The sequence below is a fragment of the Halomonas sp. McD50-4 genome (assembly GCF_022348135.1).
Lineage (GTDB): Bacteria > Pseudomonadota > Gammaproteobacteria > Pseudomonadales > Halomonadaceae > Vreelandella > Vreelandella piezotolerans.
Genome location: NZ_JAKRFG010000002.1, coordinates 402,723 through 415,136, shown reverse-complemented (window position 1 = coordinate 415,136; position 12,414 = coordinate 402,723). Strand labels below are relative to the sequence as shown.

Below are 12,414 nucleotides of genomic sequence, written 5' to 3'. Positions count from 1 at the left end.
AGTGGCGAGAAGGTCAGCTTTTCAGGTACCATTTTGGAAGCGGCTGTTGGTGCTTGATGGATTGGTTAGGTTCTTGAAATCATAGCACTTTCAGCCGCTTTCTTTTATACCCTGTGAGAAATCCGGGCTAGCCCCTTTTACATAGCTAGAGGCAGTTGATTTTCTGTCCACTTTTAGATCATCTCCACTCCAGGCATCGTTAATAGAAGCATAATTTTTAAATGCCCCTCCATTCAATATTCCAGCACCCTCACTTGATATCAAAGATGCATACTTTGACTTATCATGCAACCCTTGCATTAAAGCTTCGGATGTTGAATCCTTGTATATAAAGTCAATTATCGATGGCTTTTCAGGTTTTTCCATATCTATCTCCTTCAGTATTTTCTCGTACTTTTCAGTCTCTCGACCTTGCACAGTTTCACGAACAATTTTACTTTCAATTGCTTTGTATTTTTTGCTCCAAATACGAATTTCGTTATCGTATCGATTTTTCCTACGCTCGTTACTTAGAGCGAGTTCCTTATTTTTAGCCAGTACAACTGAATTTGCTTTAGCAAAAGCTGTTGTTTTTCTCTCTCCCGAGCCTGCAAGTAGCAACGTAAATAGAGATAGCGGTGATTCCCTACCATCAGGCCAGCGGATATCTGCCACCCCCTGTAATGCAGTTGACGCCGCAGTCAAATAACATGACAGAGCCATTTTTTGGTCGATTTGTAAATTTATCGACATTTCATTGGCTGACTGCTCAATTAAATCATTGGCATGATTATTGAGCTCGGCATTTCTGCCTGTTCGATGAATAGCCATGTTACTTCTCCTTTTTCATTTGACGTGCAGCGATACGCTTTACAATCCACTGATCAACTTCATTTTCTACCCAGGCCACCGATTTTTTGCCTATCTTAACTTGCTTAGGAAAATCAGGGTCATAGCTAGATGAATCTTCATCCAACATGCTGTAAATGGAGGAGCGGGATAGTCCCGTTATCGCTATCACTTGTTTCAGACGCAGAAGCGCCATTGGCTTAGCATTTAAAGTTTCCATCTCTATTTGCCTCTATCATTGGTGAATTTATGGGCATCCTTAACTCATGTACTGCTTGCCCTGTTTGTGAGAGACATAATTGCGGATGGCGAAAAAAATGTCACATGACTTAATTTGACGTTTTTTGACGTCAATTTTTCACTACAGTCAGATGCATAAAATGAAGTTAAGAATGAGGTGAAAAACAGAGGCTTTTTTAGCTATATCTGAGAAGGGTTGCCCTTAAAACAACTATTAATTTAGGCTGCTCATTCAATACCTTAACGACTTACCGGCACATAGAGCTATCCGTTCTCACAGCTACTCCTGCTACTCAGTAGCAGGAGTAGCAAGTAAGAGAGGGCATACTGTTGTGTTTAAGTGGCCTTACTAGAAACTTTATAACCAAATGTACCGATTCAGTTTATTTTTAATAACTCGTTCCACTGTGTCGTATACCTTGGTGTACGACGCTCACTACGCAACGACCAGGCGTTTCCTTTTCGGGGCAGGCCCAACTGTACCGTCCCCTTGCCCAGCTCACGGTTGAGCTTGTCCATCGTCGCCATTAATCGTTCGCTACGTTTGGCTTCTTCGTCGGTCTGAGGGGTTTCAGTGAGGGTGAGCTGTCGATTAGCTTTAGGCGATAGATCAAGCAGCATGAGACCCACTTTGTGGTAGGCGTATCCTTTTCGCCAGAGACGACGCAAACCCTGCACCGCAGCGGCAATGATCTCACGACTATCATCAGTGGGCCGTTCCAGAGAAATGACCACACGTTGACGATATTGAGGTAAATCCGTACGAAACGAGTTTGTGCGGATAAACACCATGACAGCGCTGGTGACGCTTTGCTGCTTACGAAGTTTTTCGCCCGCCCTGGCAGCATGATGCCGTAGCGCCTCCCTTAACTGATGGGGATCGTTAGTAAGCCGCCCAAACGAACGAGACACCATGATCTGTTGTTTAGGCTGGCTCATGTCATCTAGCTGAATGGAGGGTTGCCCCCGCAACTCCCAGACAATGCGCTCCTGCACCACACTAAAGTGCCGACGGATATGTTTCGGGTCTGCCTCTCGCAGGTCCCAGGCAGTCTCAATGCCCATGACGCGTAATCGCTCGCCGGTGCGGCGTGCAACGCCCCATAGTTCGGTGACAGGCAACTGCTTCAGCAACGCTTTAGTAGACGCGCCTTCTGCAAGCAACGTGCATACACCTTGGTCTCTATATGCAGGGTGTTTTTTAGCGGCATGATTGGCGACCTTGGCCAACACCCGTGTCGGCGCAACCCCCACTGACACGGGAATACCTGTCCACTGCTTCACGGTATCCCGCAACGCTTGGCCTCGATGTTCCAAGGTATCTAACTCAAATCCCTGAAACCCGACAAAGCTTTCGTCGATGGAGTACACCTCTACATGGGGTGAAAACTGCCCCAGCACCTCGGTTACCCGTTGGGACATATCACCATACAACGCATAGTTGCTGGATAGCAGGACGGCTTGGCGGCGCACTTCGGGTGTTAACAGATGCATGGCAGCCCCCATTTCAACACCCAGCGCTTTTAATTCGTTAGAGCGTGCGACGACGCAACCATCGTTATTGGATAGTACTCCTACAGGACGACCTTCCAGTGATGGGTTGAAGACCCGTTCGCAGGAGACGTAGAAGTTATTGCAGTCGATCAGAGCCATCATTGCAGCGTTGCCCCTGGAAAGCTGTGAAGCACATGAGTCACTACGCCCCAGACGTGCGACTCACGACCATCTAGGGGAATGGGAGGGTAAGCAGGATTACTTGCCCGGAGATAAGTCCGCTGCCCTACTCGCTCAAGGCGCTTTACTGTGAGCTCGCCATCAACACAAATGACGATAATGCGCCCTGGTAAGGCTTCGAGGCTGCGATCCACCACCAGCAAATCCCCATGGTGAATCCCGTCACCAATCATGGAGTCTCCTTCAGAACGTACGAAATACGTTGCTGCAGGCCGTTTCACCACATAACGGTGTAGATCAAGATCGGTATCCAAGTGGTCATCTGCGGGCGAAGGAAAGCCTGCGCGCACGGCACAGGTATAGAGCGGTAAGGGCTGCGACGCCGTTAAAGCGTCTGCTTGTCCCAGTAATGTCACTGATAACGTCATGGGCACCTCCATTGATAGCTGTATATAAAAACAGTATCTGTAAAGTGCTCAATTAACGCAATACCTCATCGGCGTATCCCAACCAATTTCAGACCTATATCACTCCTATGCATCCACCCCACTGGAACCTTTTCCGCTGCATAGGAGCTTCAATATGTCCCCACCCTGTAAGCGTTGTGCATCTACGCGCATGCTGAATCTGGAGACTACCCAACGCGTGAGCGTGGTAGGCAGCACCTTGATTGGCGGTGCTATTGGCGCATGGCGCTCGATGGCCATTACCGGCCCATTGCCATTGGCGATGACTCGCTTTCCACTGGCAAAACTGCCTGCCGCCATGATGGGTGCCGTGGCCGGAGGTCAAACCGGCTCACGCATGGCCACCTCGCTGTTTGAGCAGTGGCTGCCAGTTGGCAGCGGGACACCGTGGTTATGCTTGTCTTGCGGCTGCACCTACCGCGACGCCTACCCGCCTTTAGCACCTAACGCTTAACCTATCGTTGTTCGCCCTGTGTGGGGCGAATGATCCGCCTATTCACTTTCGCGCGCTGGCCTTTGGTCGGCGCTTTTTTTATGTCTGGAGAATGACTCATGGCACATCTCGTTGAACACATGGCTTACGTTGGCGATACCCCTTGGCATGGCCTGGGGCAACAGCTGTCTCGTCATCAACCGCTGAAGGTCTGGCAGCAACAGGCCGGTATGAACTGGCATATCGAAGAAGCGCCGGTACGCTTTATTGCCGAAGGGGCTAGCCACCTGGGCAGCATTCACTCATTCCCTGAGCAGAAGGTGCTTTACCGCTCAGATACCAAAGCCCCGCTGTCGGTGGTGTCGCAGCGCTATAAGGTGGTGCAGCCCGAGGAGATTTTGGAGTTTTACCGTGATCTGACTGAGTACGCCGGGTATGAGCTAGAAACCGCTGGCGTGCTCAAAGGCGGACGTAAGTTCTGGGCGTTAGCCCGTAGCGGCTTAAGCACGTCGCTCAAAGGTCAGGATGAGGTCAACGATTATCTGCTGTTGGCCACGTCGTGTGACGGCACCCTTGCCACCATGGCCACGCCTACCACGGTGCGGGTGGTGTGCAACAACACACTGCAAATTGCAGTCGATGGCACGTCGCAAGCGGTGAAGGTGCCACACCGCTCGGAGTTTGATCCCCGCGCTGTCAAACGCCAACTGGGTATCTCGGTGTCGCAGTGGAATGACTTCATGTACCGCATGAAGGCGTTAGCCGAGCGGAAGATTGATCACCGTGAAGCACAACACTACTTCCAAGCGGTGATGTGCGGCGTGGAGACGCCGTTAGACGATCCTTCCAAACTGCCCAACTATCGAGCACTGAATAAGGTACGGAAGCTCTACCAAGGCGAAGGGCGTGGCGCTCACTTAGTGACCGCGAAGGACACGGCCTGGGGCTTGCTCAATGCCGTGACCGAATACGTCGATCATGAAAAACGCGCACGCAGTAACGATACCCGCATGGACTCTGCCTGGTTCGGACAAGGCGCACAGCTGAAGCAGGAAGCGCTCAACGCGGCGCTGGCCTTGGTCAGCTAACTCTTAACGGCGTCGCCACCACGTTACTTGCTGATCTACCTCACTAACGTCACCCCATAGACGCCCAGCTCTTAACCGGCTGGGCGTTTTTTTGTTTGGAGGCCTATATGGCACTGCTACACCACGACCTCGACCTCGACTTAGCTCTTACCCAGCTCACAGAACGCCTTCTGACCCAAGACCAAACCCAGGCAACTACCTATGTCATGGCGAAAGGCCAGTTTTACCGCGCGGAGCTTCGGCTTGTGCCGGTATCTCCCGATGATCTGCCCACCGATATTTAACTCCCATACCGTTTTTAAGGAGAGCCGTCATGGCGAACAAGACACAGATGGTCACTCAAGAGGCATCGTCTCTCCAGGCGGCGCCGCCTACTTCTTCTTCATCAACCACTGAAAGTACCGCCATTATCCAGGTGATCGAGCGAGCTGCCCTCAACCCTGACGTCGATATCGACAAGATGGAGCGCCTGCTGCAAATGCAGGAGCGCGTGATGGACCGTCAGGCCATGATGGCCTACAGCGCTGCTATGGCAGCGATGCAGACCGAGCTGCCCAGCATTGAAGAGCGTGGGCAAACCAATAACGGCTGCTATGCCACGCTGGAAGATATCGTCGATACCGTGCGCCCCATCCTGCAAAAACACGGCTTCGCAGTGAGCTTCCGTATTCAGACCCAGGAACGCGGTATCCAAGTGACGGGCGTGCTGATGCACAAGGACGGCCATCGGGAAGAGACCAGCATGCTATTGCCTGCGGATATGAGCGGTAACAAGAACGCGGTACAGGCGTTTGGATCGTCCACCAGCTACGGCAAGCGCTACGTACTGTGCGCCTTGCTCAACATCACTACACGCGGGCAGGACGATAACGGTCAGGCCAGCACACGTGCAGCTGTAAAGAGGGTTACGGCTTTTCAGGCGGGACAGATTCAGCGTTTGATCAGCCAATGCCCAGCCACCACCCAAGAGTGGTTCAGTGGCAAATACGGTTCCGCCGTGCAAGTGCCGTATAGCGACTTCGACAAGCTCAGGGCATCTCTCACCAAGCGAGCCGTTAAGTGAACGGCTTACCAGTCCTATTTGAGTAAAGGAGGCATCCATGCAGATACTCACCATGGAGCAAGGCTCCCCCGAATGGCTGGCGGCGCGCTTAGGGCGCGTCACCATGTCGGAGCTAAAAACGCTGCTGGTCAACGGCAAAGGCCCTGGTGGATTTGGCACCGGGGCCTTTTCGTATATGCACCAACTAATCGGCGAGCGGATTACCGGCGAACTGGCTGAAACGTTTCAAGGCAACGTGCATACCCGCCGTGGTCATGAGCTAGAAGGCGTAGCCCGAGAGTTATACCGCGATGCCACTGGCGAATCAGAACCAAAGGAAGTAGGCATTATTCTCAATCATGAGGTGGGCTACTCGCCCGACAGCCTAGTAGGCGATAACGGCTTGCTGGAAATTAAAACCAAGCTCCCCAAGTTCCAAATCGAGGTGCTGCTGAGCGGGGAGATTCCCGCCGAACACGTTGCTCAGTGCCAAGGTGGACTCTGGGTCAGCGAACGGGAGTGGATTGATTTTGTGAGCTACTGGCCCGGTATGCCGCTGTTTATCAAACGCGCCTACCGGGACGACATCATGATTCGCACCATCGCTGAGCGGGTCGACGCTTTTCATGAAGAGATGGAGCGGCGAATGAGCCAAGTGATGGTCGCGTGAGACTTCACTCTTACAAATACTCCCAACAACCATTAACGACATAGATGCCGGGGCCACCACCCCGGCATTTTTTATTTTTGGAGGCAACCATGACACACACCAAACTGAAAGCCGGGGAAGTAGCAGGTACCTACCACGTTACCTCGCCCGTCACTGAAACCGATATCATCACCATGGCCAAGCGCTTCGCGCGCCGCAAGCTGGCCAAAGGTCGCAAGATTACCCAGCCTTCGCAGGCGTTTGAGCACCTACAGCTCCTTCTGCAGGACTATGAGTACGAGGTGTTCAGCATGCTCTTCTTGGATAGCCAGCACCGTGTCATCCGCTTTGAAGAGCTGTTTCGCGGCACGATTGATTCAGCCAGCGTGTACCCACGAGAGGTACTAAAGGCAGCGCTCGCTTACAACGCTGCCGCTGTGATCCTCGTTCATAACCACCCTAGTGGCGATCCTGAGCCTAGTGATGCGGATCGGCGTATTACCGAGCGCCTGAAGGAAGCACTTGGACTGATGGATATACGGGTGCTTGATCATGTGGTGGTGGGTAGTGATGGGTGTAAGTCGTTTGCGGAGATGGGGTATTTGTAAACTCTGGTTTGAATAATATGGAGCTGCCTCGCAAGGCAGCTCCACTAATGCAACAAGCTTCATTTTTTTGGTTAAGACAGCATACGACCAGGAGATGACAATTAGATAGCGCCGATATAATACTGATAACATGCTTGGGCATATGGTTAAGGCGAAGCCTCAGCAAATTTTTTTGATATGATCAGCATTAAAAAATTAGAATTACTATATTAGCCCCCTGAAAACTCGCTTAGAAGCCACAGGTATTTTCCTTTAATTTTCTCATCTACATGTGAGCTAGCAATAGCTTTTAGCTTATATGGAGCCGTCTCGTAAATATCTCTAAATGGCTTTATAACATGCTCTCCAGACAACACCAGCGAACTGTCTGTAACCGTGTGACACAAGGCTGTCGCGAGACTGATATAGCTATTCTCTCCATCACATTTTATTGAAGACTCAAAGAGATCAAAGGTTCTCACCTTTCTATATTTATCAAGACACGAATCATCAATAAGCACACGTGGAAATTTAGCTACTTTAGACTCAAGATAATAGGCTCTATTCATTGCAGGTCCGAAGAGAGGCCCACCACCTATGTGAGTCAAATCTCCGTGTGTTATACCTCCACGGATAAGTAGACTATGATCAGACCACATTTTTATTTTTATTTTTATTACTAAGTCTATAACAAGCTGAGCAGCAACTACGTCGTCATCAGGAGCAGAAATAACCAGACTGTCCGAAAAATACGTGATGGTAACGGGACTGACTTCATTCATCTCCCGCTTGAATAGGTTTAATATTTCTTTAACTTCTTCAAGCTCTGCCTGAGGCACTAACTCCTCATTGACCTGAGCATACAGGTCTTCGCCAAGCTTATCAGACTGTATTGATTTAAGCGCCTCAAAAATACTTTTTTGAATATTTTTATCATTGGCACTGCTTTCAACCAAAGCACCAAAACCGAGAATATCTATAAATGCTATAAACCTATGCTCGTACATTACTGCCCTCAAACTTAGATTATCTATAAAGCCCGCGTTAAGACCTGGTCTTTAACACCAATGGAAAACTAGCCTCGGCACACTAACCAAGAAAAGGCATTTCAAGAGATAACGATATAATTATTATTGACATTTTATAATTTGCTCACAGATATTTTTTAGAATTGGTGAGACATTTTCGTTTCGTCAGAGGGGCAGTCACATAATCTTCATCTAGGAAACGGATCAGTTCCTTCAGTTGTTTCTTGTCTTCCGGGATAACCAGCTTTTCATCGTCGTTAACCGTAATGATGATGTGGTGCTCTTCGGGTAGCTCGGCGTTGAAGTTGTTGGCGACGGTTTGAATGTCGGCGACGGCGAGATCTTTCAGAACTTCATTTTTCTGCAACAGGGCGATTTTCTTTCGGATGATCGAGTCGGCCTGCTCCTTGAAGCCCTCCTGGTCTTCAAAGGCGAAAAGGTCGGTAGCGGCGAAATCGTCTAGGTCGGTGTCGGTGGCTTCGCGGTAGTAATCTGCCAGATCCAGAAAGCGTTTAGTATTGTGGTAGGAAGCAAAATACAAGGTGCCGTTGTGGAAATGGGCGGTGAGTTTGTCTTGCAGTATCAGGCCAGGTTCTTCAAGGCGTTTATATGTGTCACCCGCCTGAATCGGCAAACCGATCAGTGTCCATCGATTAGAGAGCAACTTTCCGGCATCGAAGACCTGAAAGTTGACAGTTTTGTTGGCGGCTGACCAGTTGCCACTAAACAACGCTTTGATTCGGTGCGTTTCGGTGCTGAGGTTCAGTACTTGACAGGTGAGCGGGTTACCGATGGCCTGGCCGATTTCGGGCGGTAGTGGGTAGTCGGCAATGGTAAAGATTTCGCCCTCGTCCACGTTGTAGCTGCCCGTGAAGGCGATAGGCTGTCTGTCGTTAAGCAGTGCGGCCTGTTGTTCGGCGAAGAGTTGGGCCAGCTCGGCATTGAGCGCTGCAGTCAGTGGAATGCGACGGATGGGAGAATCTTCATCATCCACCAAGGCAAACAGGTTGAAAGTATTATTATTCGGCATGATTGGCATCCAGGATCATGTATTCAGTTAATTGCACAACCTGCAAGACGGCCTTGCAGTCGGTTATGTTCTGGCGGGTGATCAACACATAGGTGATGTCGCCCTCAATGGTCACTTCAAAGAAGTGATAGCCGAAAAAACCTAGCAAAGGGTTGAAGTGGTAGGCGTGGGAGTTGTAGACGATAAAGAAGAAGATCACCGCCACAAACACCAGTACCGGCACGCTGATGGTGCTCTGGCTCTGATTGATCAGCGGCAGCAGATAGACCAGCAGAAAGCCGACGATCTCCTTGTCCACGGTTTTGACCGACTTGATCTTCACCGGCAGACGCTCCAGTCCGTGACGCGAGGCCGACAGCCAGACCAGGCCAAAACAAAGGCCACTCAAAACCAGCGCGGCCAGCAAATAGCCGCTGCCCACCAGCCAATGGTCTGCCAGATTCTCCGACCACGGCACGTCGAGCTGCCAGGCGCTGCTGATTTCAACAAACCACAGTGTCAGGCAGATGGGCGCCAGTGCCGTGGATACCAGCGCCAGCTTGGCAAGCCGGTTAAGCATGCATGATCTCCGGGGCATCAGCGCTGGTCTTGCTCTTTCTCGCTGTGGGTTCGGCTTCGCGGTTATGGCTAAAGGCTTCCTTTAATACCGCCTGCATCAGTTGTTCAGCGTGGCCTTGGTTTTGGGTGATCTGGGTTTCGAGTTGGTCGCAGAGGGCGAGCAGCTTTTCAACTTTGGTGACGATGGCTATTTGTTCATTGAGTGGGGGCAGCGGAATAGCAGCATGATTGAGTTTCACTATAGTAAGTGCGTTATAAGATGAATCGGTTGCATTTAGAATTGTGTGGCCCCGGAAATAAGGAGTTTTTAGATAACTTAAAAGATACCTGTAATTTAGCTCCGGTATTGAAACCATCCAGACTATATTTCCATCTTTGAAATAGAATTCTCTATCATCAACAATCCATGTATTTCCAATTGACCCGCCAATACAGGCAATCAAGATATCAGTTTCTTTTGGGATGCCAAATTTTGATTCGATTTCTCGATATTGTGCCTCATCAATAAAGAGTTCGGTTTTCAACGGCTCTCCTCTGCCTAAAGAGCTAATTTCACCTGACCTTAGAAACGGTATGCCTTGCGAACGGTAATCAGCAGCATGAATTCTTTTGCCTGATTTGATTTCCAGAATTTCCCCCAACCGACACCACTCCCACCCTATCGGAAGATCAAAAGGCTTTTCTTCGTCCGTGATCAGAGGCAATGGTTTTTGCGCTTTGATTTTTTTCTCTTTAACCAGTTGCGATTTTTCGACGGCGATACGCTTGAGTAGTTCGCTGGCCGGTTCCACATCGGGGTTTTGCGCTCGCCAGCCGGCGGTGAGTTTACCTTCAATGGCTTCCTGCAAAATCTGCTGCCGCAGTTTTTTTAGCAGGGCTTGTTGGTTGGCGAGTTCGCTGCCAAGCAAATCTTTCAATCCCAACGTGTTTTTTAGCTTATCAATCCAGAAGTCTTGCAGTTCTATATCGAAATAGGGAATTTCGTAGTTCTTAAAGTTGGTCTGATTGATCGACTCTTTGGACGTACCCGATTTTGTGGCTGCGACTAATGATGGCCGCAGCGAGTTAAACACAAAGTGATAGAAGCTTAGGTTGAGCGGGTACTTCTCGTCATTCTTCGGTGTCAAAATGTAGCAAAGGTCGCTTGTGGTGAATTTACCGTCAACATAATGTGTCCGACCCAGAGAACCCGAGGCTGCTGCTGCAAATATAAGAGCTTCGCATTCGTGAGTGTATTCATTGTGCGTTTTCCATTCCTCTGCCGCTGTGATGAAATCATAGTCACCTGGCGTGCATTTTGTGCTTTGCAAAGCACCCTTCTCAATATCAAACAGTTTGCCAATAGGAAGCATCTGGTTATTCACTACACCAACTCCTTCCGCAACTGCTCCAGCAACTGATCGCCCTTGGCAAAGGACTGATGCAACAGATCTAACAGTTCAGTACTGCTGTGCTGCTTTTCTTCCTCGGCACGGTGCGGGTTTTTGATGTCGAGGTTGTAGCCATTGGCCTTGATGGTGTCGATATCCACCTGCCATGCCTGCTCGTTGGCTTCACGGTTTGTCCACCAATTTTTGAGAGTGTCGAACTCGGCCAATTGAATCGGCTTGGTTTTCGAGTAGGCCTTGTATCCTTCCGGCAATTTGTGCTCGTAGTACCAGATATTTTGTGTCGGCTCGCCCTTAGTAAAAAACAGCAGGTTGGTAGCGACAGAAGCATAGGGCTGAAACACGGAGTTGGGAAGGCGCACAATGGTGTGCAGGTTACAGTCATCCAGCAGTTTTTGGCGGATACGTTGTTTGACACCATCGCCGGTAAGGGAACCATCGGGCAAGACAATGGCAGCGCGCCCACCGTCCTTGAGTAGGTGGATCATCAGAATCAGAAATAGGTCTGCCGATTCCTTGGTGCGGTAGGTTTGCGGAAAGTTGTTCTCATTATTGTTGGAAACAACACCACCAAAGGGCGGGTTGGCGATGATCACATCTACCCGTTCTTTGCGCGTATATTCGCTTAGGGGCCGTTGCAGCGAGTCACCAAACTGGATGCTGGGGGTGATGATGTCGTGCAGGATCAGGTTGGTGTTGGCCAGCATGTAGGGCAAGGGTTTGTATTCCCAGCCGCGCACATTGTGGGCAATGGCTTCGCGCTCGGCCACCGTGTTGGCACTGGCCTTCAGGTGTTCAATCACCGCCGTCAGGAAGCCGCCGGTGCCGCAGGCGGGATCAAGCACGGTTTCGCCGTGTTCGGGGTTCACCATTTCAGTCATAAACTGGGTGACAGCACGCGGGGTATAGAATTCGCCTAGGGTGCCAGCGCTTTGCAGCTCACTCAGGAAGGTTTCATAAATCTGGCCGAACAGGTGCAGGTCTTTGCTGTTGTTGAAGTCGATTTCATTGAGCTTGTTGATCACCTGGCGCAGGTGAATGCCGGACTTCATGTAGTTGTAGTTGTTGGCAAATACTTCATGCACCAATACAGCACGGCGATTGCCGCTGGAGAGGTCTATTTCCGACAGGGTCGGGAACAGCTTGCGATCGACAAACTGCAACAGCTCGTCACCGGTCATGCCTTCGTCATCCCCGGCCCATTCGTCCCAGTGCAGTTCAGCGGGAATAGGCGAGATGTAGTTATCGTCCATCAACTCCAGCTCTTTGTCTTTGTCGCTAAAAATTTTCAGAAACAGCATCCAGCCCAGTTGCAGGATACGCAGCTCGTCACTGCCGGTGCCAGTGTCCTGCCGCATGATTTTACGGGCGGATTTTACAATGCCTGATACGTTTGCCATAT

The 12,414-nt window shown here is 50.3% G+C and carries 15 protein-coding genes; 6 read left to right on the top strand and 9 right to left on the bottom strand.

What is annotated here, in order from left to right; all coding sequences use genetic code 11:
* Nucleotides 1–90 precede the first annotated feature (90 nt).
* From MHM85_RS04560 to umuD, 4 genes are all read right to left on the bottom strand, one after another.
* Nucleotides 91–810: a DUF3987 domain-containing protein gene (locus MHM85_RS04560; protein WP_239285160.1), complete on the bottom strand. Its 720-nt coding sequence runs from the start codon at nucleotides 808–810 to the stop codon at nucleotides 91–93.
* A 1-nt stretch (nucleotide 811) separates the two neighbouring features.
* Nucleotides 812–1,048 (bottom strand): AlpA family transcriptional regulator, encoded by a 237-nt coding sequence (locus tag MHM85_RS04555; RefSeq protein WP_239285158.1) that lies wholly within the window; start codon nucleotides 1,046–1,048, stop codon nucleotides 812–814.
* A gap of 398 nt (nucleotides 1,049–1,446) precedes the next feature.
* On the bottom strand, nucleotides 1,447–2,724 hold the full coding sequence (locus tag MHM85_RS04550; protein ID WP_239285156.1) for a Y-family DNA polymerase: 1,278 nt from the start codon (nucleotides 2,722–2,724) through the stop codon (nucleotides 1,447–1,449).
* Nucleotides 2,721–3,170 (bottom strand): translesion error-prone DNA polymerase V autoproteolytic subunit, encoded by a 450-nt coding sequence (gene umuD / locus MHM85_RS04545; protein ID WP_239285154.1) that lies wholly within the window; start codon nucleotides 3,168–3,170, stop codon nucleotides 2,721–2,723. Before umuD ends, MHM85_RS04550 begins: the two co-directional genes overlap by 4 nt.
* A 154-nt stretch (nucleotides 3,171–3,324) precedes the next feature.
* Between umuD and MHM85_RS04540 the strand changes: the two genes are divergently transcribed.
* From MHM85_RS04540 to radC, 6 genes are all read left to right on the top strand, one after another.
* Nucleotides 3,325–3,663 carry a hypothetical protein gene (locus MHM85_RS04540; protein WP_239285152.1) on the top strand — a complete coding sequence of 113 codons (339 nt, stop codon included), beginning with the start codon at nucleotides 3,325–3,327 and terminating at the stop codon, nucleotides 3,661–3,663.
* 98 nt (nucleotides 3,664–3,761) lie between these two features.
* Nucleotides 3,762–4,730, top strand: coding sequence for a DUF932 domain-containing protein (locus MHM85_RS04535; RefSeq protein WP_239285150.1), 969 nt, complete (start codon nucleotides 3,762–3,764; stop codon nucleotides 4,728–4,730).
* Nucleotides 4,731–4,837: 107 nt separating this feature from the next.
* Entirely contained in the window at nucleotides 4,838–5,014 is a 177-nt protein-coding gene (locus MHM85_RS04530; RefSeq protein WP_239285148.1) for a hypothetical protein, read from the top strand.
* 29 nt (nucleotides 5,015–5,043) lie between these two features.
* A complete protein-coding gene (locus MHM85_RS04525; protein ID WP_239285146.1) occupies nucleotides 5,044–5,793 on the top strand; it encodes an ERF family protein in 750 nt (249 codons plus the stop codon).
* Nucleotides 5,794–5,830: 37 nt separating this feature from the next.
* Nucleotides 5,831–6,442: a lambda exonuclease family protein gene (locus tag MHM85_RS04520; protein WP_239285143.1), complete on the top strand. Its 612-nt coding sequence runs from the start codon at nucleotides 5,831–5,833 to the stop codon at nucleotides 6,440–6,442.
* A gap of 89 nt (nucleotides 6,443–6,531) precedes the next feature.
* Nucleotides 6,532–7,029 (top strand): DNA repair protein RadC, encoded by a 498-nt coding sequence (gene radC / locus MHM85_RS04515; RefSeq protein WP_239285141.1) that lies wholly within the window; start codon nucleotides 6,532–6,534, stop codon nucleotides 7,027–7,029.
* A 209-nt stretch (nucleotides 7,030–7,238) separates the two neighbouring features.
* Here radC and MHM85_RS04510 read toward each other — a convergent pair whose 3' ends face one another.
* The 5 genes from MHM85_RS04510 to MHM85_RS04490 all read right to left on the bottom strand — a co-directional run bounded on the left by MHM85_RS04510 (nucleotide 7,239) and on the right by MHM85_RS04490 (nucleotide 12,412).
* Nucleotides 7,239–8,015: a hypothetical protein gene (locus MHM85_RS04510; protein ID WP_239285139.1), complete on the bottom strand. Its 777-nt coding sequence runs from the start codon at nucleotides 8,013–8,015 to the stop codon at nucleotides 7,239–7,241.
* Nucleotides 8,016–8,160: 145 nt separating this feature from the next.
* Complete coding sequence (locus tag MHM85_RS04505; RefSeq protein ID WP_239285137.1) at nucleotides 8,161–9,066, bottom strand: Kiwa anti-phage protein KwaB-like domain-containing protein; 906 nt, start codon at nucleotides 9,064–9,066, stop codon at nucleotides 8,161–8,163.
* Nucleotides 9,056–9,625 (bottom strand): hypothetical protein, encoded by a 570-nt coding sequence (locus MHM85_RS04500; protein WP_239285135.1) that lies wholly within the window; start codon nucleotides 9,623–9,625, stop codon nucleotides 9,056–9,058. Before MHM85_RS04500 ends, MHM85_RS04505 begins: the two co-directional genes overlap by 11 nt.
* Nucleotides 9,618–10,988 carry a restriction endonuclease subunit S gene (locus MHM85_RS04495; protein WP_239285133.1) on the bottom strand — a complete coding sequence of 457 codons (1,371 nt, stop codon included), beginning with the start codon at nucleotides 10,986–10,988 and terminating at the stop codon, nucleotides 9,618–9,620. The genes MHM85_RS04500 and MHM85_RS04495 overlap by 8 nt, the downstream gene beginning before the upstream one ends.
* The gene (locus MHM85_RS04490; RefSeq protein ID WP_239285131.1) at nucleotides 10,988–12,412 is read right to left on the bottom strand and encodes an N-6 DNA methylase; all 1,425 of its coding nucleotides are present in this window, start codon (nucleotides 12,410–12,412) and stop codon (nucleotides 10,988–10,990) included. The genes MHM85_RS04495 and MHM85_RS04490 overlap by 1 nt, the downstream gene beginning before the upstream one ends.
* Nucleotides 12,413–12,414: the final 2 nt, after the last annotated feature.

Coding starts and splice junctions, on each gene's coding strand:
- MHM85_RS04560 (WP_239285160.1), bottom strand. CDS start 810: ATGGCTATTCATCGAACAGGCAGAAATGCCGAGCTCAATAATCATGCC.
- MHM85_RS04555 (WP_239285158.1), bottom strand. CDS start 1,048: ATGGAAACTTTAAATGCTAAGCCAATGGCGCTTCTGCGTCTGAAACAA.
- MHM85_RS04550 (WP_239285156.1), bottom strand. CDS start 2,724: ATGATGGCTCTGATCGACTGCAATAACTTCTACGTCTCCTGCGAACGG.
- umuD (WP_239285154.1), bottom strand. CDS start 3,170: ATGACGTTATCAGTGACATTACTGGGACAAGCAGACGCTTTAACGGCG.
- MHM85_RS04540 (WP_239285152.1), top strand. CDS start 3,325: ATGTCCCCACCCTGTAAGCGTTGTGCATCTACGCGCATGCTGAATCTG.
- MHM85_RS04535 (WP_239285150.1), top strand. CDS start 3,762: ATGGCACATCTCGTTGAACACATGGCTTACGTTGGCGATACCCCTTGG.
- MHM85_RS04530 (WP_239285148.1), top strand. CDS start 4,838: ATGGCACTGCTACACCACGACCTCGACCTCGACTTAGCTCTTACCCAG.
- MHM85_RS04525 (WP_239285146.1), top strand. CDS start 5,044: ATGGCGAACAAGACACAGATGGTCACTCAAGAGGCATCGTCTCTCCAG.
- MHM85_RS04520 (WP_239285143.1), top strand. CDS start 5,831: ATGCAGATACTCACCATGGAGCAAGGCTCCCCCGAATGGCTGGCGGCG.
- radC (WP_239285141.1), top strand. CDS start 6,532: ATGACACACACCAAACTGAAAGCCGGGGAAGTAGCAGGTACCTACCAC.
- MHM85_RS04510 (WP_239285139.1), bottom strand. CDS start 8,015: ATGTACGAGCATAGGTTTATAGCATTTATAGATATTCTCGGTTTTGGT.
- MHM85_RS04505 (WP_239285137.1), bottom strand. CDS start 9,066: ATGCCGAATAATAATACTTTCAACCTGTTTGCCTTGGTGGATGATGAA.
- MHM85_RS04500 (WP_239285135.1), bottom strand. CDS start 9,625: ATGCTTAACCGGCTTGCCAAGCTGGCGCTGGTATCCACGGCACTGGCG.
- MHM85_RS04490 (WP_239285131.1), bottom strand. CDS start 12,412: ATGGCAAACGTATCAGGCATTGTAAAATCCGCCCGTAAAATCATGCGG.